This window comes from Kineosporia sp. NBRC 101731, assembly GCF_030269305.1.
Classification (GTDB): Bacteria; Actinomycetota; Actinomycetes; order Actinomycetales; family Kineosporiaceae; genus Kineosporia.
In genome coordinates this window covers 566,742-592,971 of sequence record NZ_BSTC01000002.1, presented here as the reverse complement: position 1 = coordinate 592,971, position 26,230 = coordinate 566,742, and the positions used below count along the sequence as shown (strand labels likewise).

At 69.3% G+C, this 26,230-nt stretch carries 30 protein-coding genes; 15 read left to right on the top strand and 15 right to left on the bottom strand.

The window, feature by feature from the left end:
* Positions 1-80 precede the first annotated feature (80 nt).
* The 3 genes from QSK05_RS09875 to yczR all read right to left on the bottom strand — a co-directional run bounded on the left by QSK05_RS09875 (position 81) and on the right by yczR (position 2,923).
* Complete coding sequence (locus QSK05_RS09875) at positions 81-353, bottom strand: DUF2277 domain-containing protein (protein ID WP_285596320.1); 273 nt, start codon at positions 351-353, stop codon at positions 81-83.
* Between the two features lie 32 nt (positions 354-385).
* Complete coding sequence (locus QSK05_RS09870; protein ID WP_285596317.1) at positions 386-1,054, bottom strand: GNAT family N-acetyltransferase; 669 nt, start codon at positions 1,052-1,054, stop codon at positions 386-388.
* A gap of 342 nt (positions 1,055-1,396) precedes the next feature.
* Positions 1,397-2,923 (bottom strand): MocR-like transcription factor YczR, encoded by a 1,527-nt coding sequence (gene yczR, locus QSK05_RS09865; protein WP_502879739.1) that lies wholly within the window; start codon positions 2,921-2,923, stop codon positions 1,397-1,399.
* Positions 2,924-2,984: 61 nt separating this feature from the next.
* On the opposite strand from yczR, the gene QSK05_RS09860 reads away from it, so the two are divergent.
* On the top strand, positions 2,985-3,125 hold the full coding sequence (locus QSK05_RS09860) for a hypothetical protein (protein WP_285596312.1): 141 nt from the start codon (positions 2,985-2,987) through the stop codon (positions 3,123-3,125).
* A gap of 173 nt (positions 3,126-3,298) precedes the next feature.
* Positions 3,299-3,706, top strand: coding sequence for a VOC family protein (locus QSK05_RS09855; protein WP_285596310.1), 408 nt, complete (start codon positions 3,299-3,301; stop codon positions 3,704-3,706).
* Here QSK05_RS09855 and QSK05_RS09850 read toward each other — a convergent pair.
* The gene (locus QSK05_RS09850) at positions 3,703-4,191 is read right to left on the bottom strand and encodes an Lrp/AsnC family transcriptional regulator (protein WP_285596308.1); all 489 of its coding nucleotides are present in this window, start codon (positions 4,189-4,191) and stop codon (positions 3,703-3,705) included. The genes QSK05_RS09855 and QSK05_RS09850 overlap by 4 nt on opposite strands.
* A 71-nt stretch (positions 4,192-4,262) precedes the next feature.
* On the opposite strand from QSK05_RS09850, the gene QSK05_RS09845 reads away from it, so the two are divergent.
* The 3 genes from QSK05_RS09845 to QSK05_RS09835 all read left to right on the top strand — a co-directional run bounded on the left by QSK05_RS09845 (position 4,263) and on the right by QSK05_RS09835 (position 7,554).
* The gene (locus QSK05_RS09845; RefSeq protein WP_285596305.1) at positions 4,263-5,462 is read left to right on the top strand and encodes a DMT family transporter; all 1,200 of its coding nucleotides are present in this window, start codon (positions 4,263-4,265) and stop codon (positions 5,460-5,462) included.
* A gap of 52 nt (positions 5,463-5,514) precedes the next feature.
* Positions 5,515-6,234, top strand: coding sequence for a Clp protease N-terminal domain-containing protein (locus tag QSK05_RS09840; RefSeq protein WP_285596303.1), 720 nt, complete (start codon positions 5,515-5,517; stop codon positions 6,232-6,234).
* Between the two features lie 495 nt (positions 6,235-6,729).
* Positions 6,730-7,554, top strand: coding sequence for an undecaprenyl-diphosphate phosphatase (locus QSK05_RS09835; protein ID WP_285596301.1), 825 nt, complete (start codon positions 6,730-6,732; stop codon positions 7,552-7,554).
* A gap of 64 nt (positions 7,555-7,618) precedes the next feature.
* Here the strand turns inward: QSK05_RS09835 and QSK05_RS09830 are convergent, their stop codons facing one another.
* From QSK05_RS09830 to QSK05_RS09805, 6 genes are all read right to left on the bottom strand, one after another.
* The gene (locus QSK05_RS09830; protein WP_285596300.1) at positions 7,619-8,020 is read right to left on the bottom strand and encodes an SgcJ/EcaC family oxidoreductase; all 402 of its coding nucleotides are present in this window, start codon (positions 8,018-8,020) and stop codon (positions 7,619-7,621) included.
* Between the two features lie 33 nt (positions 8,021-8,053).
* Complete coding sequence (locus QSK05_RS09825; RefSeq protein WP_285596299.1) at positions 8,054-8,584, bottom strand: DUF1990 domain-containing protein; 531 nt, start codon at positions 8,582-8,584, stop codon at positions 8,054-8,056.
* Between the two features lie 10 nt (positions 8,585-8,594).
* Positions 8,595-8,903 carry a hypothetical protein gene (locus tag QSK05_RS09820; RefSeq protein WP_285596297.1) on the bottom strand — a complete coding sequence of 103 codons (309 nt, stop codon included), beginning with the start codon at positions 8,901-8,903 and terminating at the stop codon, positions 8,595-8,597.
* A 56-nt stretch (positions 8,904-8,959) separates the two neighbouring features.
* On the bottom strand, positions 8,960-9,505 hold the full coding sequence (locus QSK05_RS09815; protein WP_285596293.1) for a DapH/DapD/GlmU-related protein: 546 nt from the start codon (positions 9,503-9,505) through the stop codon (positions 8,960-8,962).
* Positions 9,506-9,694: 189 nt separating this feature from the next.
* Positions 9,695-10,609 carry a phosphotransferase gene (locus QSK05_RS09810; protein ID WP_285596292.1) on the bottom strand — a complete coding sequence of 305 codons (915 nt, stop codon included), beginning with the start codon at positions 10,607-10,609 and terminating at the stop codon, positions 9,695-9,697.
* Positions 10,610-10,742: 133 nt separating this feature from the next.
* The gene (locus tag QSK05_RS09805; RefSeq protein WP_285596289.1) at positions 10,743-10,874 is read right to left on the bottom strand and encodes a hypothetical protein; all 132 of its coding nucleotides are present in this window, start codon (positions 10,872-10,874) and stop codon (positions 10,743-10,745) included.
* Between the two features lie 48 nt (positions 10,875-10,922).
* On the opposite strand from QSK05_RS09805, the gene QSK05_RS09800 reads away from it, so the two are divergent.
* Together QSK05_RS09800 and QSK05_RS09795 are read left to right on the top strand one after the other, a co-directional pair.
* Positions 10,923-11,126, top strand: a complete 204-nt coding sequence (locus QSK05_RS09800; protein WP_232809344.1) for a DNA-binding protein — start codon at positions 10,923-10,925, stop codon at positions 11,124-11,126.
* Positions 11,123-11,500, top strand: coding sequence for a type II toxin-antitoxin system death-on-curing family toxin (locus QSK05_RS09795; protein WP_285596282.1), 378 nt, complete (start codon positions 11,123-11,125; stop codon positions 11,498-11,500). The genes QSK05_RS09800 and QSK05_RS09795 overlap by 4 nt, the downstream gene beginning before the upstream one ends.
* 42 nt (positions 11,501-11,542) lie before the next feature.
* On the opposite strand, the gene msrA is transcribed toward QSK05_RS09795, so the two are convergent.
* The gene (gene msrA, locus QSK05_RS09790) at positions 11,543-12,232 is read right to left on the bottom strand and encodes a peptide-methionine (S)-S-oxide reductase MsrA (protein WP_285596279.1); all 690 of its coding nucleotides are present in this window, start codon (positions 12,230-12,232) and stop codon (positions 11,543-11,545) included.
* A gap of 141 nt (positions 12,233-12,373) precedes the next feature.
* Between msrA and QSK05_RS09785 the strand changes: the two genes are divergently transcribed.
* The 3 genes from QSK05_RS09785 to QSK05_RS09775 all read left to right on the top strand — a co-directional run bounded on the left by QSK05_RS09785 (position 12,374) and on the right by QSK05_RS09775 (position 16,995).
* Positions 12,374-13,618, top strand: a complete 1,245-nt coding sequence (locus QSK05_RS09785; protein ID WP_285596276.1) for a cystathionine gamma-synthase — start codon at positions 12,374-12,376, stop codon at positions 13,616-13,618.
* A gap of 167 nt (positions 13,619-13,785) precedes the next feature.
* The gene (locus QSK05_RS09780; protein WP_285596274.1) at positions 13,786-15,594 is read left to right on the top strand and encodes a glutamate mutase L; all 1,809 of its coding nucleotides are present in this window, start codon (positions 13,786-13,788) and stop codon (positions 15,592-15,594) included.
* A gap of 168 nt (positions 15,595-15,762) precedes the next feature.
* Positions 15,763-16,995: an AI-2E family transporter gene (locus QSK05_RS09775; protein WP_285596272.1), complete on the top strand. Its 1,233-nt coding sequence runs from the start codon at positions 15,763-15,765 to the stop codon at positions 16,993-16,995.
* A gap of 267 nt (positions 16,996-17,262) precedes the next feature.
* Here the strand turns inward: QSK05_RS09775 and greA are convergent, their stop codons facing one another.
* Positions 17,263-17,754: a transcription elongation factor GreA gene (gene greA, locus QSK05_RS09770; RefSeq protein WP_285596270.1), complete on the bottom strand. Its 492-nt coding sequence runs from the start codon at positions 17,752-17,754 to the stop codon at positions 17,263-17,265.
* A gap of 269 nt (positions 17,755-18,023) precedes the next feature.
* Entirely contained in the window at positions 18,024-18,437 is a 414-nt protein-coding gene (locus tag QSK05_RS09765) for a DUF4307 domain-containing protein (RefSeq protein WP_285596268.1), read from the bottom strand.
* A gap of 232 nt (positions 18,438-18,669) precedes the next feature.
* Between QSK05_RS09765 and mca the strand changes: the two genes are divergently transcribed.
* Both mca and QSK05_RS09755 read left to right on the top strand, forming a co-directional pair.
* The gene (gene mca / locus QSK05_RS09760) at positions 18,670-19,554 is read left to right on the top strand and encodes a mycothiol conjugate amidase Mca (protein WP_285596267.1); all 885 of its coding nucleotides are present in this window, start codon (positions 18,670-18,672) and stop codon (positions 19,552-19,554) included.
* A gap of 26 nt (positions 19,555-19,580) precedes the next feature.
* Positions 19,581-19,889 carry a hypothetical protein gene (locus QSK05_RS09755; RefSeq protein WP_285596264.1) on the top strand — a complete coding sequence of 103 codons (309 nt, stop codon included), beginning with the start codon at positions 19,581-19,583 and terminating at the stop codon, positions 19,887-19,889.
* Here the strand turns inward: QSK05_RS09755 and QSK05_RS09750 are convergent.
* Positions 19,845-20,660, bottom strand: a complete 816-nt coding sequence (locus tag QSK05_RS09750) for a glycerophosphodiester phosphodiesterase (protein WP_285596262.1) — start codon at positions 20,658-20,660, stop codon at positions 19,845-19,847. The genes QSK05_RS09755 and QSK05_RS09750 overlap by 45 nt on opposite strands.
* Positions 20,661-20,676: 16 nt before the next feature.
* Positions 20,677-22,164: a CDP-glycerol glycerophosphotransferase family protein gene (locus QSK05_RS09745; RefSeq protein ID WP_285596259.1), complete on the bottom strand. Its 1,488-nt coding sequence runs from the start codon at positions 22,162-22,164 to the stop codon at positions 20,677-20,679.
* Positions 22,165-22,679: 515 nt separating this feature from the next.
* On the opposite strand from QSK05_RS09745, the gene QSK05_RS09740 reads away from it, so the two are divergent.
* From QSK05_RS09740 to QSK05_RS09730, 3 genes are read left to right on the top strand one after another with little or no spacing between them, the layout of a single operon-like run.
* Positions 22,680-24,437: a CDP-alcohol phosphatidyltransferase family protein gene (locus QSK05_RS09740; RefSeq protein ID WP_285596257.1), complete on the top strand. Its 1,758-nt coding sequence runs from the start codon at positions 22,680-22,682 to the stop codon at positions 24,435-24,437.
* Positions 24,434-25,273 (top strand): CDP-alcohol phosphatidyltransferase family protein, encoded by an 840-nt coding sequence (locus tag QSK05_RS09735; RefSeq protein ID WP_285596255.1) that lies wholly within the window; start codon positions 24,434-24,436, stop codon positions 25,271-25,273. Before QSK05_RS09740 ends, QSK05_RS09735 begins: the two co-directional genes overlap by 4 nt.
* A 5-nt stretch (positions 25,274-25,278) precedes the next feature.
* Positions 25,279-26,190, top strand: a complete 912-nt coding sequence (locus tag QSK05_RS09730; RefSeq protein ID WP_285596253.1) for a glycosyltransferase family 2 protein — start codon at positions 25,279-25,281, stop codon at positions 26,188-26,190.
* The last annotated feature ends 40 nt before the right edge of the window (positions 26,191-26,230 follow it).

Genomic DNA, 26,230 nt, shown 5'->3' with positions numbered 1-26,230 from the left:
GTCGGGTCGGGCTGTGCGGCGTCCCCGGCCGGTCAGCGAGTTCGCCAGCGGTCCGTGGGCGGTTTTCCCGGGTGGGTTCCTCAGCGCGGGCCGAACCGGGCCTCGTTGCGCGCCCTGGCCTTGGCCGCCTCGACCTCCCGGTCTTTCGGTGGCGCCGTGGTGACCAGCTCGTCCAGTAATTCGTGGGTGATCCGGGTGATCGCCTCGACGGCCCGGGCGAACGCGTCCTCATTGGTCTTCGACGGCTGCGTGGTGCCGGCCACCTTGCGCACGTACTGCAGCGCCGCCGCGGCGATCTCGTCGTTCGTGGCGGGCGGTTCGAAGTTGGCCAGGGTGCGGATGTTCCGGCACATGCTTGTCTCCTGGGACTCGGCTCGACGGGGCTTTACGAGTTCAGACGATTCTCCAGCCCGGAACTCACCGCGGGCCACTCCTCGGCGATGATCGAGAACATCACGGTGTCACGCATCGTGCCGTCGGCGCGCGGCTGGTAGCGACGCAGCACGCCCTCGAACTGCGCGCCCATCCGGGAGATCGCGCGCTGTGAACGGTGATTGCGGGCATCGGTCTTCAGCTGCACCCGACCCACACCCAGCTCATCGAAGGCGTAGCGCAGCAGACCCAGCTTGGTGCTCGGGTTGACCCGGCTGCCCCAGACCGCGGGGGTGTACGTGGTCCAGCCGATCTCCAGCCGCGCCGAGCCCGGGACGATGTCGAGGTACGAGGTGGTGCCCACCACGGTGCCGGCCTCCAGTCCGTTGAGTGCTTCGGCCAGCCGCACCACCCAGGCCACGTCTCCCCGGCCCGTCCGGGCCCCGAACGCCGTGGCCAGCGCCGCAGGGCTCTCGAAACGCCCCGCCACGTGCGCCCAGACCGCGTCGTGGTCGAGTGCGGCGAACAGGTCGTCCGCGTCGTCAGCCGTGAACCGGGTCAGTCGCACCGCGTGGGACTCGATGGACAGTTCCGCCGGGATCGGCCAGGTCATCGCGGGCCAGGGGGTGTCGTCCGGCCGGTTGTCGGTGACGGGAGTGAAGCCGGGAAGAGAGGTGGTCACGAAATCTCCTGTGAAGGGATGGGGCAGGTCTTGCCGAGATGATCATGAACGAGGCGGACACTGCGACGTGCGTCGCGGGCGCGTCCGGGAGTTCGTTCCGGTTCGGTGGCCTGACGGGGCTGACGCGTTGTGTACACCTGGTACATCCGTTACCGGATGTACCAGGTGTACACAACGCCGACCTCTCCGCTCCCACCCTTGTTGCTGTTGCTGTTGCTGTTGCTGTTGCTGTTGCTGTTGCTGTTGCTGTTGCTGTTGCTGTTGCTGTTGGCCGGCGGTCCGACCCGCCGTGATCAGGGCCCGGGTCCGCGCTCGGACTCCGCTCGGGCCGCTCAAGCCGCGTCAGACGGTGGTCAGGTCGTCGTCCAGCGAGTGCGCGCGTCCCTGGGAGTGCCAGGCCCGGGCCAGTACCTCGGTCATCGCGACCAGGTCGTGGGTGGGCCGGGCGAAGGGCAGGCGGATGCGGGCCTCGAAGGCGCCGTCCAGGCCGAATCTCGGCCCGGGAGTGAGCCAGACGCCCATGGCCCGGGCGGAGGCGGCCACGTGCGAGCTACGCGGCTCGGGCAGGTGGCACCACAGCGAGATCCCACCCTGCGGCATCGGAACGCTCCAGCCCGGCAGGTGCATGGCCAGCGCGTCGCGCAGGGCGACGGCGCGCTCGGCGACCAGTCGCTGCCGCTGGTGCCGGATCGTGGGCAGGTTTTCCAGCAAATGGGCCGTGGCCAACTGCTCCAGCAGGGGCCCGCTCAGGTCCTCGTTGCCGCGGGCCAGGCCGAGCCGCCGGATCAGCGGCTGGGAGGCGCGCACCCAGCCGATCCGCAGGCCGCCCCAGAACGTCTTGGAGGCCGAACCCAGCGTGATCACGTGCTCAGCGGGCCCGAACGCGGCCAGCGGCCGGGGCATCGGCAGATTCTGGGGGGTGGGCACGCCCGCGCGGGCGGCGGGAATGGCAGTGCGCAGGTCGAGCTCACGCATGGTCTCGTCGACGATGATGCGGCACCCGGTGTCGGCGATCATCGCGCCCAGCTCGCGACGCTGGGCCTCATCCATCAGGAGCCCGGTGGGGTTGTGGAAATCGGGCATCAGGTAGGCCAGATGGGCGCCGGTCTGCCGGATCAGCGTGGCCATCCGCTCGATGTCCCACCCGGCCTCGACCGGCAACGGCACGCAGCGCCCGCCGCGGGTGCGGATCGCCTGGGCCGCCGCCGGATAGGTGGGGTGCTCGACCAGCACCCGGTCACCGCGTTCCATCACCAGGCCGAGCACCAGGTGCAGTGCTTGCAGTGCGCCGTTGGTCACCAGGATCTGCTCCGGCGTGGTGGGCAGGCCCGCCTCGGTGTAGCGCTGCGCGATGCGGTCGCGCAGCACCGGCAGGCCACTGGTGACGTAGCCGTTGCCGGGCAGGAACCGCGGCAGTTCGCTGATCGCCGCCTGGTAGGCCGGGTACAGCTCGGGCGGGGCCTCCAGGGCGGCCGAGGAGAAGTCGCCGCGGGCGCCGGAGGGGTCGGGCTCACCGCTGAGGTGCTCGGGCCAGATCGGTGACTCGCTGCGGCCCTCGCTACGGGGCAGCGTGGTCCAGGTGCCGGCGCCCTGGCTGCCCTCGGCGAAGCCGGACTCCCGCAGCAGGCGGTAGGCCGAGGTGGTGGTGGTCCGGCTGGTCTCCAGCGCCTCGGCGAGCGTGCGCTCGGACGGCAGCACCGTGTCGACCGGCAATCGGCCGTCGAGTACCAGCAGGCGCAGCCGGTCGGCCAGGGCCCGATAGCCCGGAATGCCCTCGCCGGAAGACCGCCAATCGGTCAGCATTGGCATCAGTTCTCGTGCACTGACGCGTCCACGCTGCTGAATTGGCTGCTTCTTTAGGGGAGGCATGTAGCCAGTCTTCACGAATTGGCTATGGGTTGCAAGGCCAGGAAGGAGCAAGGTACATGCCATGACCTTCTTGATTGTGTTCCTGCTGCTCGCCACCGTCGCCCTCGCCCCCTGGCTCGGCGCCGACTCCCGTTCGCTCGACCCCAACCGGCTCGAGCTCACCCACCCGCTGCACCGTGACAGTGGGATGAACGTCGGCTGAGGCCGGGTGAGGCCCCCTGCCGCCCCCGTCCATCGTCCGTTCCAGCAGTTCGTTCCACACGTCGCGGGTCCCACCGGGCCCGCGACTTCTTTTTGCCGGTACGGCCCACGCGCACCGCTCGTGAGGCAAAGTGGCGGGCGTCACGATGCTCGTACCGAGATCCGGGGGGATCCATGACCACCACTCCACCGCCCGGCGTCTGGCCGACGTTCCGGGCCCGCGACGCCCGGGGGTTGATGGCATTCCTGGTGACGGCCTTCGGCTTCGAGGAAACCGTCTGCCATGAGCAGGACGGCGTGGTGCATCACGCCGAACTGGCCTGGCCTCCCGGCGGTGGGGTGATGCTCGGGTCGGTCCGCGACGACGGCAAGGCCATCACCACGGGCGGTTTCAGCTGCTACGTGGTGGTTCCCGACGGTCAGATCGAGGCGCTGGCCGAGCGCGCCCGGGGCGCCGGGGCCGTCATCTCCACCGAGCTGCACGTCACCGACTACGGATCAACGGATTTCGAGGCCCGCGATCCGGAGGGCAACACCTGGTACTTCGGCACCTACCCCGGTGCCCACCGGGCGGCGAGCTAACTGCGGCGTCTCTGCCGGGCCGCTGCGCTCGGCAGGAGGGGCAGAGGGGTGGGGGGTTTGAGCTGCTTCAGGCGTAGATAGGTCACCACCCGCCCGCCGCCGTGCGTCGCGATCCGGGTGAGCGTGTGCTCCAGGTCTTCCACGTCACGGGCCACCACCGTGAGCCAGTAGTCCATCTCGCCGGCCACCGTCTCGGCCGCGACCACCTGCGGCAGCAGCTGCACCTCCCGCTCGAACCGTTCCGTCGCGCGGGCGTTCCCCGTGGTCACAGACATGAATACGGTGAGGGGGAAGCCGACCGCCGCGGCGTCGACCGAGGCACTGATGATCCGGATCGCCCCGCTCTCCTTGAGCCGGCGCACCCGGTGCAGGGTGGCCGCGGGGGACAGGCCCACCAGCTCGGCCAGCTCGAGATTCGTCCGGTCGGCGTCCTGCTGGAGCTGAGTCAGCAGCTTGACGTCAATTTCATCAAGTTCGATGGCCACATCGCCAAACAATAGTTGGTAACTCCGGGCAGTGTCCGATTTATATACTTCGTCTCCGCAGAATAGCCACCATGTTCGCCGTACGCCCACCTCGCCTCAGCCACCTCCTCAGTCGCCTCGACCGTCGCACCTCGGCGCTGGCCGCCCTGACCCTTGCGGGTCTCTCCTGGGGCACGAGTGTTCCGTTGAGCAAGGCGGCGTTCACCGGATTCGGGCCGGCCTGGCTCACCGTGTTCCGGTTCGCGCTGGCCGGCCTGCTGATCGTGGTGATCGCCCGGCCCCGCCTGCGCCAGGTGCGCCCCATGCTGTGGCTCTACGGTGCCTTCGGCTACGGCGCGTGCGTGCTGCTGCAGAACCTGGGCCTCGACCGCACCAGCGTCACCCACGCGGCGCTGCTGCTCGGCTCGGTGCCGATCCTGGTCGCCGTGCTCGCGGTGGTCTTCAACGGCGCCAAGCTGGGTGCGGTCGCCTGGGGCGGCTTCGCGCTGTCGCTGACCGGCATCGTCGTGGTGGCCGGCGCGGGTGGCGGAGGTGCCTCGCTCGGAGGGGACGCCATCGTGCTGGGCTCGGTGGCCATCGGCGCGGTGTTCACCATCCTGCAGGCCCGTCTGCTGTCCGGGCAGGACGTTCTCGCCGTCACCACCGCGCAGTTCTTCGCCTCGGCCGTCGCGGTGCTGCCCTTCGCCCTGTTCACCGAAGACCTCCCGGTGCCCGGGCAGAACGGGCTCGGCGGTGGCGCACTGCTCGCCGCGGTCGCGCTCGCGGTGGTCGGCACGGTCATGCCCTTCACCCTCTTCGCCTACGGCCAGACCGGGGTGGCGCCCGAGATCGCCGGTGTCTTCCTCAACTTGGAGACCCTGGTCGCGACCGTCATCGCCATCACGATCCTGGGTGACCCGGCGGGCCCCGGCCAGATCGGTGGCGGGGTGGCGCTGCTGGCCGGCATCTACATCGGCACGATCCATCAGTCGCGGTCCACGGCGACGGCGAACGACGCATTGAGGACGCCGGTCACCACCGAACGCCCGCGGGTGGACGTCGTGGTCGGGGGCCAGGGGGCAGGGGCCGTGATGCCGGGACCTGCGGTCGGGTCGGACCGGACGGCGCCGGTGACGCCTCTCTCGATTCCCCGACGCCGGGTGGCCGTGCCCGCTCCGGGTATCCACCTCGTCCCTCATTTTCTGGGTCTCGACGAGCTTGACCCGATCGACGCCGAGCTCGACGAACTGCTGGAGCGCGACGGTCGGCCGAACTTCTCCCGGGCGGCCTGACGCGCGTCAACCATTGGTTGACGCCCTCGAATCGTCAACCTATGGTTGACGCATGACGGATTCCCGTACGACCACCGACAGCGTGCGCCTGGATGATCTGATCCGGGCCATCAAGAGCGCCCACACCGAACCGCTGGAGCAGTTGTCCGGCGCCGTGGTCGTGGGCGACTACCTCGGTGAGGTGGCCGATCATCTGATCGGCCACTTCGTCGACCAGGCCCGGCGCTCGGGGGCGTCGTGGACCGAGATCGGTACGAGCATGGGCGTGAGCAAACAGGCCGTCCAGAAACGGTTCGTGGTCAAGGCCGATGTCGAGCCGCTGGACATGAGCGCCGGGTTCAAGCGGTTCACCCCGCGCGCCCGCGACGCCGTCGTGCAGTCACAGACCGCGGCCCGGGACGCGAGCAGTGATCACATCGGGCTCGCCCATCTGTTTCTGGGGCTGGCCGCTGTTCCGGACACGCTGGCGCTGAAGGCCCTCGATGCGCAGGGTGTCACGAGTGCGCAGCTGATCGAGGCCGCCACTGCCGTTCTGCCGGAGCCGGCGGCCGACGTGCCGGCGCTCATTCCCTACGACGCGGCCGCGAAGAAGGTGCTCGAGCTGACCCTGCGCACGGCCCTGCGACTCGGGCACAACTACGTCGGCACCGAGCACATCCTGCTGGCCCTCGCCGAGCACGAAAACGGGACAGGCCTGCTCGGGCAGCTCGGGGTCGCCACCGAAAAGCTCGAGGCGGACGTGCAGCGCCTCCTGGGGGAGCTGGCCCCGTAGGCCTCCACCTCGTTCGTGATCATGCAAAAGCTCCCCGAACCCCGACGGGGCGGATGACGATCCGGCACCGATCGGATAACGCCGCCGCGCGGAGTTGTTCGGCTGAGCAACAGATTCGGCGGACGGCCGTTCGGGGAAACCTGGGCGGCTCATCCGTTTTGCCCGGCTCGATAGGTGATTCCCCTTGTAGGCCACAGCGCTGAGGGCGCGTGCAGTTCGGTACCAGCTGTCCCGGAACCCTTCAGAGGTCGCATTCGTTGCACGATGCCCGCCGTCTCGCGGGCATTTTCAGGGAATTGACGAGATTGCCTCACGGCGTATCAAGCCGTGTAGGGTCACCTGGCCACCGCCCCTCGTGGGATTTGTTCCTCGACGGTTACGCGGTGCGCAAACATCGTCCTCTGGCGCCGCCGCCGGGGGTCTCGCGTAGGCAGACCGTGGCAGCCGGCTCGAAGCCGGGCCGCCGGGCGCCGCAACGAAGGGGTTTTGACCGCCGTGAGCTGGCTTGAGGTCATCGTTCTCGGTCTGGTGCAGGGGCTGACCGAGTTCCTCCCGATCTCGTCCTCGGGGCATCTGCGGATCGTCGCCGAGGTGTTCTTCGACAAGGACGCCGGCGCGGCCTTCACCGCAGTTACCCAGCTGGGTACCGAGGCGGCCGTCGTCATCTACTTCGCCAAGGACCTCTGGAACCTGTTCATCACCTGGTGCCGTGGTTTCGTGGATGCCCAGGTGCGGCAGACCTTCGACTACCGCATGGCCTGGCTGGTCATCCTCGGCACCATCCCGATCGGTGTGCTCGGCCTCCTGTTCGAGGACGCGATCAAGGAGCCTGCGCGCAACCTCTGGCTGGTCTCCAGCATGCTGGTGATCTTCGGCATCGTGCTCGGCCTGGCCGAGAAGTTCGGCCCGCAGGTGCGTGACGAGGAGAGCCTGACCATCAAGGACGGCATCATCCTCGGCTTCGCCCAGGCCATGGCCCTGATCCCGGGCGTCTCCCGCTCCGGCGGCACGATCACGGCCGGTCTGGCCATCGGCCTCAAACGGTCCGTCGCCGTGCGCTACTCGTTCCTGCTGGCGATCCCCGCCGTCGTCGCCTCGGGCCTGTTCAGCCTCAAGGACGTGACCGCCGGGGACAGCGGCGTGAGCACGGCCCAGATGACCGTCGCCACGCTGATCGCCTTCGTGGTCGGGTACGCGATCATCGCCTGGCTGCTCAAGTTCGTGGAGCGGCACAGCGTCTACGTCTTCGTCTGGTACCGCATCGTGCTGGGCCTGGCCCTGCTCGGTGCCCTGAGCCTGGGCTGGATCTCCGCGACCTGATCCTGGTTCGTCGTCGTAGGGGCTGTCCGGTACGCCGGACGGCCCCTACCGGGTTGTGGGGCGGTCAGCCCTTCACCACCAGGGTGTTCTGCCCGGCGACGATGCACCACTCGCCGTTCTCCCTGCTCATCACGTAGAGCGGGCTGCCCAGCGGCTCGTTCTCGAGCGGCTCGCCGTGGAGCGTCACGTACTGCTGGCGCACCTTCACCGCGGCCACGTCGGGCCGGATGAAGAGGATGTGCTCGACGGTGTAGGTCTGGGTGGTCTCCGTCATCGAGCCGGGCAGGAAGCGACGGGTCAGGTCGGCGATCTCGTCCCGTCCGAACAATCGCCGACCGTGCCCGGTGGTCCAGATCGCATCATCCCGGAACAGGCCGACGAACTCGTCCGGAAGCTCGTTCTGCTGGGCGTGCTCGACGGTGGCGACGACGCGGGTGATGGCGTCCAGATCTTCGCGATGAGTCATGGCTCCAGGCTGGGCGCTGAAGCGGGGTTGAGGTCAAGGGCGGGCGAGACGGCGTGCGGCCTCGAGGTACTGGTCGGTGACCTGACGCTGAACCCGCCGGGAGACGGCCGGAACCAGGCGGCTGCCCCAGAACGCGGGCCTGCTCACCGCACTCACCTCGAACCGGACCCCGTCGTCGTCCGCGACGAAGCCGAAGCGCTCGGCCCCTGATTCGGGGTGGCCGGGCAGCGTGGCGTAGGTGAAGGCGACGACCTGCTCGGTCTGCTCGAGGGCAGTCACCCGGCAGGGGATGAGGGCCCACACCGGGCCGATGCGGTAGCCGAGCACAACGGTCGCGCCGACTGCCGCGGGGCCGCTCGCCGTGACCCGAAGACCGGCGCCGCGGTGGACCTCCCAGTCGAGAAGGGCCTGACCGTAGTCCGCGAGGGCGCCGGGGAGCCGGATGCTGTGGCTCACCCGGTCCGCCGTCGCGGGCGGGTGGTCGAGCCAGCCGGCGGACTCGTCGGGGGACGAGTTCTCGGCGTCGGTGAGGGTCCGGGCGAAGTCGGGGCGCAGGGCGAACATGCTCCGGAGGCTACCCGCGGTCTTCGATGGGACGGATGCTGAACAGGGGCGTGCTCAGGTTCGGGTTGATCCAGGGAGAGATCCGGACCCTGGCCCGGCGTCGCACCGCGATCCGGATGGTGTTGAGGCAGCACCCCACCCAGGCGATCATCCAGACGGCGACGAAGATCCGGCCGACCAGGGTGTCCGACGTCGAGGGCCACAGCGAAAAGGCCGCAACGAGCCCGAGTGGCAGCGCCACGACCGAGATGATGCCGAGGACCCCGGCACCAAGTGAGGTCAGTTCCAGCCGGGCCTTGGGTGATCGCCAGTCAGACACGGCGTCAAGATCGCATGGGCCTCAGGGCGTCGCATTTCGGGCGTAGCCGACGGTCGCTATGACCAGCGGCGGAGTTCGGTGGCCTTGGGCCCGGCCACCAGGCTCGCCGCCGGAACGTTGTCGGCCACGATCGCCCCGGCCGCGATCACCGCGTCGCGGCCGATGCTGACACCGGGCAGGATCGTCGCCCCGGCTCCGATCCAGACGTTCTCCGCCACGTCGATGGGGGCGCCGGTCAGCCACTCGCGCCGCTCGACCGGATCGACCGGATGCCCACCGGTGATGAAGGTGACCTTGGGTCCGACCATGACGCGCTCGGCCAGGCGGATACCGGCATAGTCGAGGAACGTGCAGTTCTGGTTGATGAACACGCGTTCGGCCAGGTCCAGGCGCAGGCCGTGGTCGGTGAAGAAGGGCGGGTAGATCGTCACCTGGTCGGGCAGCGGCCGGCCCAGGATCTGCTCGAAGAGCGCAGCCTTGCCCGCCTCGTCGTCGAAGGGCAGCCCGTTCAGGCGCGAGGTGAGCGCGGTGACCTGCAGCACCCGCTCGGACATGGCCTGGAACTGCGCGCTGCGGATGCGCATGAATCGCTCGGCGGACATACGAGGAACCTATGCGGCCTGCCGACGGCCGGGCCAGACGCAGAAAGCTGTCCTGGACCTGGATTCCGTTCGGCGGGACTCAGCCCGAGCGCAAGCTGCCCGACAAGATCGACGCGGTCTCCGGTGGGGCCCGGAGCTAGTTGAGGCTGACGCGACGTTCGGACGACTGCTTGAGCAGCCTGAGTCTCTTCACGTGGCGGTCATTCGGTGGCGTCCGGCCAGCTCCCGTAGATCGATCACCAGCTCGTCCATCCATTCGAGGGGCACGGAGACTTCCGGGACACCGGTTTCCACGACCCAGCGCAGGGCGTCCATGGTCCAGCACAGGCCGCCGGTGATCAGCTGATCGTTGACCGTGGGCAGGTCGATGCCGGCCTCGCGGGCAAAGAGTTCGGGTAGAGCCCTCATCAGAGTGCTGTCGACGCGGTCCTGCTGGAGACCTTCTCGGATCAGAAGGTAGAGATCACCGAGGTGCGGATGCACATAGGCATGGGACCAGTCGATGGGGACGATCTCGTTGCCCGACGTACGCAGGAGGTTCTTGGCCTGAAAGTCTCCGTGCACCAGAGTTTCCGGAGCGCCGGACAGTTGCTCCAAGCGATCGCGCAGGGCTTCGACCGGCTCATCGAGCGCGCCGGCCAAGTCGGGGCGCAGAGCGCGCACCGCCGCGTCGGCCCGGGCCGCCGACGCCAGGAAATCGGCGGTGGACCGGCGTAGCCCGGCACCCAGATCGAGGTCTTCGGCCAGCTGGCGAGCCGATGTCGCCCGCATCCGGGCCAGAACCCGTACAGCCTGCTCGAAGCCCTCCGTGATCGGCCGGTCTTCGAGATTGTTGCCGCCGAGGTCTTCCAGCACGAAGACGCCGGGCCCGCCTTGAGCCAGGAGCCGGGGCGCGGGAAGGCCAAGGGGAATGACCAGATCGAGGTAGCGTGCCACTTCGGCGGCTTCTTCACCGGCGCCTCGCTTGGCTATGACCGAGCGCTGAGTTGCACCGTTCAGGCGGATCCGCCAGACCTCCGAGAGCGGCCATTTGCGCAACAACTCACCGCCGGTGATCGTTCCGTCGAGGTCGGGGAGCCAACTGGGCAACACGGTCTCGGTCATTGCGGCATTCTGACGGAGTCGTCGCTCCAGGCGGCTGGGCGTCGTCCTGTCCCGTCACGCCTTTGGTTGAGTCGCCCAGGACATGAAGGCCCTCCCGAGCTGGTTCGCTCAGGAGGGCGCCCGCACGTGACGGCTACTCGGCCTTGACCCCGGTGCCGTAGAGCACGCCCACGCCGATCGGGCAGGCCACGCCGGTGCCGTGGTCGGGGCAGTACCCGTTCGGGTTCTTGTAGAGGTACGGCTGGTGGTAAGCCTCGTGCTCCATCGGTCATTGAAGCGGAGCGAGTGGTATCAGGTTGGTATCATGTCAGGCATGGCAATGACCCTGCGTCTTGATGATGTGCAGTCCGAGGCCCTTCGGCGTCGGGCTGAGCGAGAGGGCCGGAGCATGCAGCAGGTGGCTCAGGCGGCCATCAGCGACTACCTGCTCCGGGCCGACGACGACGCGCAGACCGAAGAGCTTGCGGCTGCGGGTGCGACGAAGTTCGCCGATCTGCTGCGCCGCCTCGGCGAATGATCCGCTACCTGAGCGTCGAGCAGGCCCTGCTGATCTCCCGGTACGCCGTCGGCGGACCGGTTCAGGTACGGGACATCGGTCTGTTGGACGCTGCGGTGAACCGGCCCCGGGCCGGGATGTTCGGTCAGGAAGCCTATCCGGACTTGCTGACCAAGGCGGCGGCGCTCCTGCACTCGCTGGTGTCCAACCATCCGCTGGTCGATGGCAACAAGCGGCTGGCGTGGCTGGGAACCTACGTGTTCTGTGCCAAGAACGGTGTGGAGCTCGTGCCGACCGACGACGATGCTTTCGACCTGGTCATGGCCATCGCTTCTGGCGAACTCGACGATCTGGCTGTGATCGCCGGTCGGCTCAAGAGTTTCGTAGCTGCCTGACCCGCAGCCGTGCCCGCTTCGTAGCGGGCACGGCCAGGATCATTACTCGGCCTTGACCCCGGTGCCGTAGAGCACGCCCACGCCGATCGGGCAGGCCACGCCGGTGCCGTGGTCGGGGCAGTACCCGTTCGGGTTCTTGTAGAGGTACTGCTGGTGGTAGTCCTCGGCGTACCAGAAGGTGCCGGCGTCCTGCGCCGAGCGGCCCTCGGTGGTGATGGCGCCGAAACCGGCCTTGTCGAGGGCGGCCTGGTACGTCGCCCGGGTCGACTCGAAGGCCTCACGCTGCTCGTCGGTGGTCCAGTAGAACGCCGAGCGGTACTGCGTGCCCAGGTCGTTGCCCTGACGGAAGCCCTGGGTCGGGTCGTGCGACTCCCAGAACGTCTTGAGCAGGTCGGTCAGGCTCACCTTGGCCGGGTCGTAGGCGACCAGCACGGCCTCGGTGTGCCCGGTCTGGCTGCTGCAGGTCTCTTCGTACGTCGGGTTCTTGGTGTAGCCACCCTGATAGCCGACGGCGGTGGTGACGACGCCCGGCGTCTGCCAGAACGTCTTCTCCGCACCCCAGAAACAGCCCATGGCCAGGTAGACCACCTGTGTGCCCTCGGGCCACGGGCCCTCGAGCGGGGTACCGAGCACAGCGTGGGCGGTAGGCACGGTGAACGGGCGGCTCTCACGGCCCGGCAGCGCCTTGTCCCGCTCGACCATCGTGCTCTTCAGCCTGCTGCCGAAAATCATCGCCGAACTCCTCCTGCTTGCTCCGGGCGGAACGATCGGTCCCGCACCCTCATGCCTCAACCACGTCCGGCCCCGATCCGTTCCCGGCACCGGGTGTGCTCAGGGACGGAACTGTCGGCGCTCGGTAGTAGCTTGGTCGACGTGAACGAGCCGAACCTGACGTCCGGAAATTCCCGCTGGTCAGAGGCCGGGTTCTCGACCCGTGCCATCCACGTGGGCTCCGAGGCGGACCCGGCCACCGGTGCGGTGGTCACCCCGATCTACCAGACCTCCACCTACGCCCAGGACGGCGTCGGCGGCCTACGGCAGGGCCTGGGCCAGGGGTACGAGTACTCCCGCTCCGGTAATCCCACCCGCACGGCCCTCGAAGACTGTCTGGCCGCACTCGAGGCGCCGGACGGTTCGGCCCGTGGTTTTGCCTTCGCGTCCGGCCTCGCCGCGGAAGACGCGGTGCTCCGTTCGCTGCTGCGCCCGGGCGACCATCTGGTGATCCCCGACGATGCCTACGGCGGCACCTACCGCCTGGTGGCCCGGGTCGCCGAGCCGTGGGGGGTGCGGCACACGCCCGCCTCCCTGGTCGACGTCGACGCCGTCCGCGCGGCCATCGAGCCGGGTCAGACCCGCCTGGTCTGGGTCGAGACGCCGACCAATCCGCTGCTGTCCGTCGCCGACATCGCCGCCCTGGCCGAGGTCGCGCACGAAGTGGGGGCCCTGCTGGTCGTCGACAACACCTTCGCCACGCCGTACCTGCAGCAGCCGCTGAGCCTGGGCGCCGACATCGTGGTGCACTCCACCACCAAGTACTGCGGCGGGCACTCCGACGTCGTGGGTGGCGCGGCGATCGTGTCCGAGAGGGCGTCCGCCCCGTGGATGGCCGGCATCGCGGGTCTGGGCGACAACGCCGCCGAGCGCATCGGTTTCAACCAGAACTCGATGGGCGCCGTAGCCGGCCCGTTCGACGCCTGGCTCGTGCAGCGAGGCCTCAAGACCCTCGCCGTGCGCATGGAGCGGCATTGCGACAATGCCGAGAAGATCGTCGAGATGCTGCTCCAGCACCCGAAGGTCACCCGCGTGCTCTACCCGGCGCTGAACGACCACCCCGGCCACAAAGCCGCCACCGAGCAGATGCGCCGTTACGGCGGGATGGTGTCGTTCCAGGTTGCCGGCGGCAAGGAGGCCGCGCTCGAGGTCTGCCGCAAGACGGAGGTGTTCACCCTGGCCGAGTCGCTCGGCGGCGTCGAGTCGCTGATCGAGCACCCCGGCCAGATGACCCACGCCTCGGTCGCTGGGTCTGCCCTCGAGGTGCCCGACGACCTGATCCGCGTCTCGGTCGGCCTGGAAGACGCGGCCGACCTGGTGGCCGACCTGGAGCAGGCACTGGGCTGAGGCAGGTTCGGCCGGTCATGACGCCTGGCGCGGGGATGACCGGGATCGACCCCGTTTTCGTCCGTGATCAGGCAATATCTCCCCAGCGAGATTCTGCATGATCACGGACGAGAGTGGTCGTCCACCCGCGCCAGCAGCTGGTGGACACCGCACCGGGCAGGAGGCCGATGCCGGAACTGGTGGTCTGCGTGGACGTCGGATCGACGTTCACCAAGGCGGTGCTGGTCGACGTCGACGCCGGGCGGTTGCTGGCTACAGCCCAGCATCCGACCACCCGGCCCGACGTGATGACGGGCATTACCGCGGCCCGTGACGAGCTCGCTGCCGTCGTGGAAGCTGGTGTGGGTTCCGCATGGTTCCCGCAAAGTGCTGTCGGGGAAAGCATTCCGGATGGTCCGGTGAACCCGCGAGGTGTGGCTGGCCCGCAAGACGTGGCTGGCCCGCGAGGTGTGCCGGGCCCCCGAGGCGTAGCGGGCGCGCAGGGCGTGGCGCGCCTACAAGACGTGGCGCGCCCGCAGGGCCCGGCGCGCGTGGAGCCCTCTCAAGGGTCGTTCAGCGCGGATGATGTGCGGGCGGCAGACCTGCTCGCCTGTTCCAGCGCCGGAGGTGGGCTGCGGTTGGCCGTAGTCGGGCACGAGCGCCTGGTCACGGCGGAAGCCGGTCAGCGGGTGGCGCTCTCGGCCGGAGGTCGGGTCGTGCACCTGAGTTCGGGCCGGCTCACGCCCGACACCGTGCGGGAGTTGCGGCAGGCCCGGCCCGACCTGATCGTGCTCACCGGTGGCACGGACGGCGGCAACGCCGACGTGGTCCTGCACAACGCCCGTCGTATCGGCATCGCGCGGATTCCGGTGCCCGTGGTGCTGGCGTGCAACCGCGACGCCGCCGAGGAAGCAGCCGGCGAGCTGCGCCGCCGTGGGCGTTCGGTGACCGTCACGGCCAATGTGCTGCCCAGCATCGGCACCTTCGACCCCGGCCCCGCCCGCGAGGCGATCCGGGAAGCCTTCCTCGATCATGTGATCGGCGGGAAAGGATTGTCGCGTAACGGCTCCCGAATTAACGGACGATCCTTCCGCCAGTTGGTGCGGTCCCCGACCCCCGACGCTGTGCTCACCGGTGTAGAGGCGCTCGCGGACGGTCGTGGCCTGCTGTTGGTAGACGTCGGCGGGGCCACGACCGACGTCTACTCGGTGCTCCCGGCGGACCAGGCCGGTTCCGGAACGGCTGCCGCGGGCGACTGGCTGTCCGCGCGCACCGTCGAAGGTGATCTGGGGGTGCGTTCGGGGGCGCTCGGCGTGGTCCGGGCGGCGCTCGCCGAAGGCCTGATCGATGACGAAGAGGCCCAGCGGCTGGGGGATTACGCCTCGGGTCTCGTCACGGCCGGCGGGTCGGGACGGCAAGGTGAGTCAGCGCCGACTGGTGGGCCAGGACCGACTGGGGCGGTGCAAGTGGTCGGCGAGGCGAGGCCGGCCTTGGGGGCAGTGCCGGCCGACGAGATGGGACTGGCTCAGGAAGTGGGACTGGTCGAGGGGAGGGGACTGGTCGGGGAGACAGGCCTGGCTGGGGAGGCGGGACCGGCAGGGGAATCTGGGCCGGCCGCGGAGGGAGGACCCCGCGGTGCATCAGCTCCCGCCCACGAGCTGGACGTGACGCTCGCCCGGCTCGCCGTCCTGGTGGCGGTGCGCCGTCACGGCCGGGCGACTCGGCCGGGTGGTGATCCGCGGCCCTTGCGCGACGTGGGGCTCGTGGTGGGCAGCGGGGGAGTGCTGCGGCACGCAAACGCAGGCGAGCTGGCAGGCGTCCTCCAACCGATCGTTGCCGACCACTCCGGTGGGTGGGCCGTCCCCGAGAAGGCGGGACTGGCGGTCGACGCACGGTACGCGCTCTTCGCGGCCGGACTGCTGCACGGGCGGGCCACGCCCGAGGCGGTGCGACGGCTGGCCGCGGCGGGGCTCGAACCGCTATCCGGGCAACGCTGACCTGCCCCCGGCAGTCCGATCAACGCCGACCAGATCGATGCCGACCAGATCGATGCCGACCAACGCCGATCAACGCCGACCAGACCTGAGGAACGGAGCGCATCTGCCGCTCGACGGCGCGTGGTGCGTCGCGGTGCCGAATCACCCACACGGGGCAGTATTGGACGGGTGAGTATCGAGCACGACGACCCGACCCGGGTGCGCCCGGACGAACTCCCGCACGGCCTGCGGGTGAGCGCGGCCTGGGCGTGGCGGGTGTTGCTCATCGCGGGCACGGTCTACCTGCTCTGGCGCATTTTCTCGCAGTACCAGGTGATCTTCGTGCCGCTGCTGCTGGCCCTGATGCTGTCGGCGCTGCTCAAGCCGGTGCACCGGGCACTGTCCCGCGACGAGGACAAGGTCGGGCTGCCCAACCCGGCGGCGGCCCTGATGACGGTGCTCCTGGCCATCGTGTTCGTCTCCGGCCTGATGACCCTGATCGGCCAGCAGGCGGTCAGCGGTTTCGACGATCTGCGGGACGACGCCGCCGACGGTCTGACCGAGCTCCAGGATCAGCTGGCCTCCAGCCCGCTGAACCTGACCAACGACCAGCTCGACCACTACGTGAAGTCGTTGCAGCAGAGCATCCGGGGCAACGGCGGCAGCGACATCGTGTCCGGGGCCCTGGAAGTCACCAACACCGCGGGCCACGTGTTCACCGGCATCTTCATCGTGCTGTTCGCCACCTACTTCTTCCTCTCCGGAGGTGACCGCATGTGGGCGTGGGTGGTGGGTCTCTTCCCCGCCACCACGCGCGACCGGGTGCGGGGTTCGGGCGTGCGGGCCTGGGCCACGCTCACGGCCTACGTGCGGGCGACGGTGATCGTCGCGATCGTCGACGGCGCCGGGGTGGGTATCGGTGCTGCCGTCCTGGGCGTGCCGCTGGCGATTCCCCTGGGCATGGTGGTCTTCATCGGCGCCTTCGTACCGATCGTCGGCGCGCTGGTGTCAGGAGCGGCGGCGGTGCTCGTCGCCCTGGTCGCGGTCGGCTTCGTGAAGGCCGTGATCATGCTGGTGATCGTCATTGCCGTGCAGCAGCTGGAAGCGCATGTGCTGCAGCCGTTCCTGCTCGGGCGGGCGGTGCGTGTGCATCCGCTGGCCGTGATCATCGCGATCGCGGCCGGGGTGCTCCTGGCGGGCATCATCGGTGCGCTCTTCGCCGTGCCGTTCGTGGCCGTGGTGAACGTGATCGGCGAGTACCTGGCGGGGCGTGATCCGGACGAGCCGAACGACCAGCCGAGTGAGGACGAGGTCGGGCCCCTGGCGGACGGGTCGAGGAACGATGATGCGGACGACGTCAAGGTGCCGGACCGGGAGACCGGGAACAATGCCGACGAGATACCCGGCGAACGGACGCCCTGAGCCTCGGGTCGGGAGGGGCCAGGGGGCATCGGCCCCGGAAAGGTCAGTTCCGGACGATGAGGGCCCGGCTCGGTCCGGCGGTCAGGTCGTCCGGTCAGGGGGTCGCCATCGTCCGTGCCGTCATCGGCGGGTCGCCGGAAAACGCGCCATCCCCGCTTTGGCTACCTGTGAGTTTTCCGCCGAGGGATTTTCGGTGCCCCAATACCGGACGGCCGGTCTTTCGAGAGACCGGCCGTCCGTCGTACCTGGCGAAATCGGGGATCGAGGTCAGCCGGTGAAAGGCTTTGCCTCGAGAATCTTCACCGCGACATCGCGGCCGTTCGGCGCCTTGTACGAGACGGTGTCGCCGACCTTGTGACCCGCGATCGCAGCTCCCAGCGGGCTCTTCTCGCTGTACACCTCGAGGTCGGTGTCGCCGGCGACCTCGCGGCTGCCGAGCAGGAAGGTCATCTCCTCACCGGCCAGGTCGACCGTGACCACGCTGCCGGAGGCCACGGAGCCATTGCCTGCCTTGGCCTCGCCGACCTGCGCGGTCTCGAGCAGCTGGCGCAGCTGGCGGATGCGGGCCTCCATCTTGCCCTGCTGGTCCTTGGCCGCGTGGTAGCCGCCGTTCTCCTTCAGATCGCCCTCGGCCCGGGCGGCTTCGATCGTCTTCGCGATGTCGACCCGTCCCTCGCCCGAAAGATATTCGAGCTCGTTCTTCAACCGGTCATAGGCTTCTTGTGTCAGCCATGCGACAACAGCACCGGTCTCGCTCACGGGGCATCTCCAAATCTGGTCGCATTGAGGTCGCACATTCTGCGGCGACGGCGTCCGGGACGAAACCTTGAGCTTAACAAGAAAGCCCGGACGATTAGTGCAGGGTGCAACGGCGGAGGGTGACGACCGGTTCCTCGTCCGTTGCGCCGTCACCGGTACCGTCTCACGGAACAGCGCGATGAACAGGGTCCGAATCCCCACAGATCCCAGCGGAACCGCGACCCCGTCGGGTCGTCAGCGGGCTGCCGCCGGGCTGTTCACCGGGCTGTTCACCGGGCGATGCAGCTGACGACCTCGCCGGCCGTCGCCTCCTCGCTCGTGGGAACCGTCACGGTCATCCGGACCCGGTTGTCGTCGTCGCCCTGCACCTCGATGTCGCGCAGGCCGACCTCGGACTTCAGCGCGTTCAGGGCGTGCAGGGTGCAGACGGCCTGGTCGGCGCCGCGGTGCAGCTGTACGTCGAACGTGATCACTACCTCGGAGGCCGACGTCACCGAGAAGCTGTGGTCCTGCCAGGTCACCTGGTCGCGGTCGAGCACCGTGGACCAGAAGACGAAGGCGACCGCGAGCACGGCGGCCGCCGCCAGCAGCCCGGACGCCAGTCCCCGGCGGGGGGTGCGGCGTCGCCCGTACCGCTCGGCCAGGGCGTCGTCGGGGGAGGGGTCGGTGGCCGGTGATGTCACGGTCTTCCTCTGGTCGTCATGAGCCGTCACGCCGCCGTCATGCCGACTTCACGCTGCTGGGTCGCAGCGGTCGGGGCCGTCCGGGGTGCGGTCCGGGAATGTCCCGGCGTCCGACATGATTGTCCTCGTCGATCGGGTTGCCCGTGTCGGCGGGGGAGTCACCGACACGCGCCCGCATCCAGATCGACATCGACCGAGCACCGACCGACACTCACTATCAGGAGGACCCGGCATGGCCGAGCAGCTCAGGCTCATGGCGGTGCACGCGCATCCCGACGACGAGTCCAGCAAGGGGGCGGCGACGCTCGCCCGCTACGTGGACGAGGGCGTCGACGTCCTGGTGGTCAGTTGTACCGGCGGCGAACGCGGCGACGTGCTCAACCCCAAACTGCAGGGCAGCCCCGAGGTGGAGCGTGATCTGCCGGAGCTGCGCCGCAAGGAGATGGCGACCGCCGCGGCCGCGCTCGGCGTGAAGCACCACTGGCTCGGCTTCGTCGACTCGGGCCTGCCCGAGGGCGATCCGCTGCCACCGCTGCCCGAGGGCTGCTTCGCGCTGCAGCCGCTGGAGGTGGCCTCGGCCCCGCTGGTGCGCCTGGTGCGCGAGTTCCGCCCGCACGTGATGACCACGTACAACGAGCTGGGTGGTTACCCGCACCCCGACCACATCATGACCCACAAGGTGTCGGTCGAGGCCTTCGAGGCGGCCGGTGACCCGACCCGCTACGAGGCCGGCGGCGAGCCCTGGACCCCGCTGAAGCTCTACTACGACGTGGGCTTCTCCATCGCCCGGATGATGGCGTTCCACGAGGCGCTGATCGCGATGGGCAAGGAATCGCCGTTCCTGGACTGGATGAAGCGCCGCGAGAGCCCCGACAGCCCTCCGGAGCGCAAGATCACCAGCCGGGTCAACATCGTCGGCTGGATGGACCGCCGCGACGCCGCCCTGCGGGCGCACGCGACGCAGATCGACCCCGACGGCTGGTTCTTCGCCATCCCGAACGATGTGCAGGCCAACGTGTGGCCGACGGACGACTTCGAGCTTGCGCGTAGTCTGGTTGACACGGAGCTGCCGGAGGACGACCTGTTCGCCGGCATCCGCGATCGTGCGAAGGTCTGACGAGCTAGGGAACTGATGTGGCGACGGTGTTTTCTTCGGCCGTGATGGCGGTCTCGGGCCTGGCGAGTTCGACCCAGCCCGACGCGATCCGCACCCCCGACGCGGACACCGTCTCGCCGGGTTTCGCCGGCTTCCTGGCCGTGTTCTTCATCGCGGTGGCCACCGTGCTGCTGATCCGCAGCATGACCAAGCACATGCGCAAGGTGAAGTTCATGGCCGACCAGGTAGAGCGCACCGAGGCCGAGGCCGCCGGGACCGTTATCACCTCCGGCGCCCCGGCCGGGCCGGGCTCAGCCCCGGCCGGCACTCCCACCGAGACTGCGAGCCAGGGCTAGCCCGCCCACCACGTCGTCGACGACCAGCGCGTCGGCCCCGGCCGCGGCCAGTTCAGCGGCCGGTCCCATGGGCGGTGACCAGGCCAGCACCTGCACCCCGGCCCGGTGCGCGATGTCGATCGCGTAGCCGGCCGGGCGGTGGTGCGGGGCCGAGTCGGTGCCGTTCGGGCCCAGCGACTTCCAGTGCACCGACAGCACCTCCACACCCAGCCGCGCGGCAGCCGGCACGGCCTTGCGCATCGGGAACGAGATCCAGGTGATCAGCCCTCGGGCCACACCCGGTAGCTCCTGACCGATGAAGAGCAGCGACGCCGGGTCGAACGAGGTGACGACGATCGGGCGCTTCGTGCGCTGCACGTCCAGCACCGGCAGCAGCAGAGCCGTGGTGTCTTCCGAGGGCTTCAGCAGAGCGTCCTCGAGTGCGGTCTTCACGTCGAAGATCACCCCGACGCCGTCCGGCACCACCTCGAGCAGGTCGTCCAGCGCGAGCAGGCCGGCCTTACGGGCGTCGTCGCCGCTCAGGTCGGAGACGAAGCGGCCGTCGTCCACCCCGACGCTCGGCCAGTGGTGAACGAAGAGCGCCCCGTCGCGGGTGCGGCGTACGTCGACCTCGAGCCACGGCACCTTGTGCCGCAGGGCCTCGCGGTAGGCCGGCAGCGAGTTCTCCGGCCAGCCGTCGACGTTCTTGCCGAAACCGCGGTGCGAGGCGATCGCCAGCCCGGGCCCGAAGGGGCCCGGGGGCGACGGCGCCGGGGTGCTCTGTTCCGTCATGGGATCGATCATCGCCTCACCTGCCGCCGGCCGCGTCCCCCACCGGTGTCGGGGCACCCTCGTCCACCACCGCGTCCATCAGTTCCTCGTCGGCGTAGCGGGCGGATTCCGCGGCTTCGTGCTCCTGGTTCTCGAGCTGGCTCTCCATCTCCTCGGAGCGCTGCTCGTAGTTCGCCTCGACCTCTTCCTGCGAGACGTCGCCGACCGCGTCACCGGTGGCCGCAGCGGCCGCCGAGGCGTGGGTCTGGCGGTGCGGCAGGAGAGCAACCATCTCGTCGCGCCGGGCGGCGACCTTGGTGACCGCGTCGAGGAAGCGCTGGGTGCTCTCGCCCGGCGCAATGTCGCCGAAGTAGAAGCGCCGCTTGGAGATGCGGTCTTCCATGCGCGAGTCGAACGCCAGGCGCGCGGCCACCACCGCGCCGAAGTCGGCGATGCTCGCACTGTCGATCACGTCGGAGGCGCCGCTGATCGGGGCGTCCACGGCCAGCTGAGCCGGGTTGTCGCGGCGGTCGGTGATGAACAGCGGGGCGTCGTTGCGCAGGTACAGGAAGTCCAGGCCGACGCTGGAGACGTCGGTGACCATGGCGTCGCACTCCTGGAACAGCGCCAGGATCGAGCCCTCCATCGCGGTCGCGTGACCCGCCTCCGGGTCGGCATCGGCCGCCTTCTCGATCATCGACAGGATCTCGCGGTGTCCGCCGACGACTTCGAGCGTGGTGCTGCTCGCGACCCGGGGGTGCGGCCGGTAGACCACCCGCACGCCGTCGGTGGCCAGCAACTGCCGCACGATCTCGACGCCGTACAGGTCGACCGAGGTGTAGTTGTTGAAGTCGTTCTCGCCCTCCCAGGTGGGGGCGTAGATAACGGTCTTGCGCTCCGACGGCGCCAGCACCGGCTCGAACTTCAGGTCCAGCTGCGGACGGCCGGTGCGCACCAGCTTCGAGTAGTCGAAGTTGATCAGTGCGGCCGCGTGACGGCGCTCGGCGGCCTCACCCGCGACGAACACCCGGTCGTAGGCCTTGGCCTGGTTCGAGACCATGCTGACCTTGTCGCTCTCGCCGTGGTTCACGTGCACGTGAAGGATCGACGCAACCGCCAGCGACTGGAAGTTGGCGACACCGTTGTTGACGTAGATCGCGACCTTCGGGTCGAGCTCGTCGTACAGCTCCAGCACGTCGGCCAGACGCCGGGTGTAGACGGTCGGCAGCGGGGTGCGCTCACTGAGGTTGTTGAACGACTGCTTGGAGCGCAGCACGATCACGACCGGGTGGCGCTGGTGGAGTTCCTCGAACACCGGCAGCCACTGGTCGAGCTGGTACATCTTCCGCTTGTCCTCGGCGAAGTAGACGACCACCTCGGCTGCGGGTGCGGGTCCCTCCGGCACACGGTTCAGGCGCGGACCCCGTGCGGGCTTGCGCCGTCCCATGTCCCGGCGCTTGTTGTTGATCGTGTTCGCCAGGGCCCCGATCGTTGCCGGGTTGGGCGAACGGAGGAAGTTGGACACAGATTTCGGCAGCGCCATCGGGGGTCTGGTGCCCTTTCGTGAATCGGTCGTACGGACGAGGGACCGGCCGGAAGCATAATGCGCGGTCCACGCCTTTGTTCTCATCCGGAGATTCGGCCCGTTTGCCGGATCGTTGATTCGGGTTCAGATCGTTACACGGTCCGGTGGCAGAATCCGGGCTTCGGCAACATCGCCCTCAGTAAATTTTTGCCCCCTGTGTCACAGCTGTGCCGATCGGACTTCACGCTCCGTGGTCGTTTTTGCTTATTGGGCAAGGGAACGGGACCATGCTGTGAGGGGACCGGCACATGAACGCAGTGCTAATGTTCTTCGACTCGAGCCGACAGAACGGACCTCAGAGGGTGGATGCGCGAGGGCGATCGGCCGAAACGGGGCTACGGCACCGTACCGGCAATGCTGTCACTGTGAGTGACGGGGCCGCCGAGACTTCAACACTACCGGAATCCGCACGTCCCGCTCCCGGCGAGGTCGTCACGGCGCCGGGTAGGGCGGCTATGGACATCGTTTTCCTGGAACTTCGCCCGAATTCCCCGTCCCGCGCCGCGGCCCTCAGAGCCGCGCTCGCAGAGCAGGGCCTGGTGGTCGCCGACGAGCAGGTGGTCACGGTCGGCAGCGCCGACGGGCTCACCGCTCTGGCGAGGGCGGTGGCCGGGCAGCCCGTTCCCGGGCACCCGACCTACGACGACGGCACGCCGCCGAACGGGGTCGGTTCCAATGCGGTCCCGCGCCGCCCGGTCGCGCTGATCCCTGTTGATCTGGTGACCAACGGCACAGTTCTAGGTGCGGTACTGGACGATCCGCGGGTGCTGACCGGCGCTCTGGCCGCCGAGAGCACGACCGGCGCCGGGGGCACCGAGCTTCTCGACGTCCTCCGTATCGACGCGGTCGACCGCCCCGCCGCCGCGGGCCTCGTCCATGAGCTCGACCCGCACGACCCCGACGGGCTCCTGCTCGAGCTCACCCGACGGCTCCCCGGTGCGGGTGTCGAGGTGAAGCCCGTGCTGATGGGCGGCTACGTCTGGGCCCGGCCCACCGACGCGGTCGAGGCCATGGCGGCGCAGCAGGCCCTGGCCACCGTTCCCGAGCGCCGTGTCCGGCTGCGCGAGGCCGCCCGCGGGGGCGACGGTTTCTTCTCCACCTTCGTGCTGCGCAAGCTGTCCTGGCGACTCACCGGGCCGGCCGAACGCCTCGGCCTGACACCGAACCAGGTCACCGCCGGCTCGTTCGTGCTCGGCCTGATCGCGGCCGGCCTGATCGCCACCGGCGACCGGTTCCCGGCCGTCATCGGCGCGCTGCTGCTGCAGCTGTGCGTGGTGGTCGACTGCGTGGACGGTGAACTGGCCCGCTACCGTCGCCGGTTCTCCCGGTTCGGCGCCTGGCTCGACGCCAGCACCGACCGCATCAAGGAGTTCGCCGTCGTCTTCGCCCTGGCCCTGGCCGGTGCGGGCGCCGACCAGGACCTGTGGCCGCTGGCGGCCCTGGCGATCGGTGTGCAGACCTTCCGCAGCCTGGCCGACCTGTCCTGGTCGCTGCGCCGCAAGCAGCTGGAGGGCGATGTCCGCCCGGAGCCGGTGCACTGGGTGACATCGACCGAGAACGTCCGGGTGCCGTCTGGTTTCATCTCGTCCACCGACACGTTCGGGGTGGGCGGCTGGCTCAAGCGGCTCGGTCACTTCCCGATCGGCGAGCGTTTCCTGCTGATCTCGCTGGGCGCCGCCCTGTGGAGCCCGAAGGCCACGCTGATCGGCCTGAACGTGCTCGGCCTGGCCGCGGGCGCCTACATGCTCACGGCGCTCGCCTCCCGCGGCCGGTCGCTGGCCGGTGACCTGGTCCCGGCCGTCGCCGCCGACACCGGCCCCTGGCTGGGCGCCGCCCTCCAGCGGCTGCGCGGCCGGGCCGCCGTGATCGCCCCGGCCCTGGTCTCGGTGATCGAGATTGCGGTCGTGTACCTGCTCAGCACCGCGGTCGGGGCCCAGCACGGCGCCGTCGTCATGCTCGTCGCGGTCATCGCCGTGGCCCACTACCTGCAGGCCTACGGAGTGCGCGAAGGCGCTGCCACCGAGTCCCAGCTGGTCATCGGGGCCGATCTACGGATGGCCGCGTTCCTCGTCCTGATCTTCCTGCCCGGTCTGCTGCTGCCCATCGACGATGTCGAGGACTGGGTCACCGGCGGTCTCTGGGCGCTCACCGCCGTGGTCGCCGTGGCCTCGGTCTCAACCAGTCTCAAATCATGGATCGGAGTCACGCGATGAGCGGGCCCAGCATCGCGGAGATCCGCCGGGTCGGTCAGCCCGAGCACGTGCGGAACCGGGCGGCCGCCGAGCACTGGGTGGCCGACGTCTACCTGCGGAAGATCTCGCCGTACCTGACCCGGCCGCTCCTGGCTCTCGGCCTCTCCGCCAACCAGGTCACCTGGCTGATGATCACCGCGGCGGCGCTGTCGGCGGTGTCGACCGCCTGGGCCGGCTTCGCCGGTGCCCTGCTCGCGGTGATCTTCGTACAGCTGCAGATGCTGCTCGACTGCTCGGACGGTGAAGTCGCCCGGTGGCGCAACACGTCCTCGCCGGTGGGTGTCTACCTCGACCGGGTCGGGCACTACGTGGCCGAGTGCGGCATCGCGCTGGCCCTCGGTATCCGGGTCGCGGCCGGTGGCGGTCTCGGTTCCGGTCCCTCGATCGTCGACGGCGGGGAGGGCTGGTGGGCCGGGTTGCTCGCCACGCTCGCCGACCCCGCGTTGTTCCTCGGTGCGCTGCTGGCTCTGCTGGTGGCCCTCAACAAGGTGGAGAACGACCTGGTACACGTGTCACGGCACTACGCCGGCATGTCGGCGATGAAAGACGCGGAACAAGTTCGCGTGCCCTCCGCCGGATCGGTCCGCACGCTTCGTCGCGTCGCGAAACTGCTGCCCTTCCACCGGGTCTTCCATTCCGTGGAGCTTTCCCTGCTGGTGTTCGCCGCCGCGGTCGTCGACCTGGTCGCGGGTAACCACACCGCCACCGGTGCTCTGCTGGTCGCCCTGCTCCTGGCGGTGTCGATCACGGTCGTCGGGCACCTGGCGGCAGTGCTCTCCTCGGCCCGGCTGCGGTGAGCGCGATGACCGAACCCAACCCGTCCGGCCGGCAGAAGGCCGTCAAGCCCCTTCCGGTGGCGCACTACGGCGTGGTGCTGCTCAGCCAGGGCACCCGTCCGGAGGCGCTGAACCGCGCCGTGGAGTCGGTCCTGGCCCAGCGCGGCGTGGTCACCGACGTGGTCGTGGTGGGCAACGGCTGGGAGCCCACCGGCCTGCCGGAGGGGGCTCGCGGCGTGGGCCTGCCGGAGAACCTCGGGATCCCGGCCGGGCGCAACGCGGGCGTGCCCTACGTCAAGGGGGAGCTGCTGTTCTTCCTCGACGACGACGCCTTCCTGCCCAGTACCGACATCCTCGCCGTGATCGCGCAGAAGTTCGCCGACGAGCCGAGCCTGGGCCTGATCCAGCCGCGGGTAGCCGACCCGGACGGTCTGCCCTCGCCCCGTCGCTGGACCCCGCGCCTGCGGGTCGGTGACCCCTACCGCAGCAGCGATGTCACCGCGGTCTGGGAAGGCGGGGTGGCCCTGCGCCGCGACATCTTCGCGGTGGCCGACGGCTGGCCCGCCCCGTTCTGGTACGCCCACGAGGGCATCGAGCTGGCCTGGCGGGTCTGGGACGCCGGCTACCGGGTGCGCTACGACGGCGACCTGGTGGTCAACCACCCGGTCATCGCCCCGACCCGGCACGCCGTGTTCCACCGCTTCTCGGCCCGGAACCGGGTCTGGCTGGCCCGGCGCAACCTGCCGCTGCCGGTCGGCCTGATCTACGTCGGCACCTGGTTCGCGATCTCCGCGATCCGGCTGCGGGCCAAGGACGACGCCCTGGAGATGATGCGCGGCTACTGGCAGGGGCTGACCCAGGCCTGCGGCCCGCGTCGCCAGATGAAGTGGAAGGCGATCTGGGCCATGACCAAGGCCGGTCGTCCACCGATCATCTAGGTCATCTAGGTACTGCCTTCGAGGGCGGGTCGTCACCACG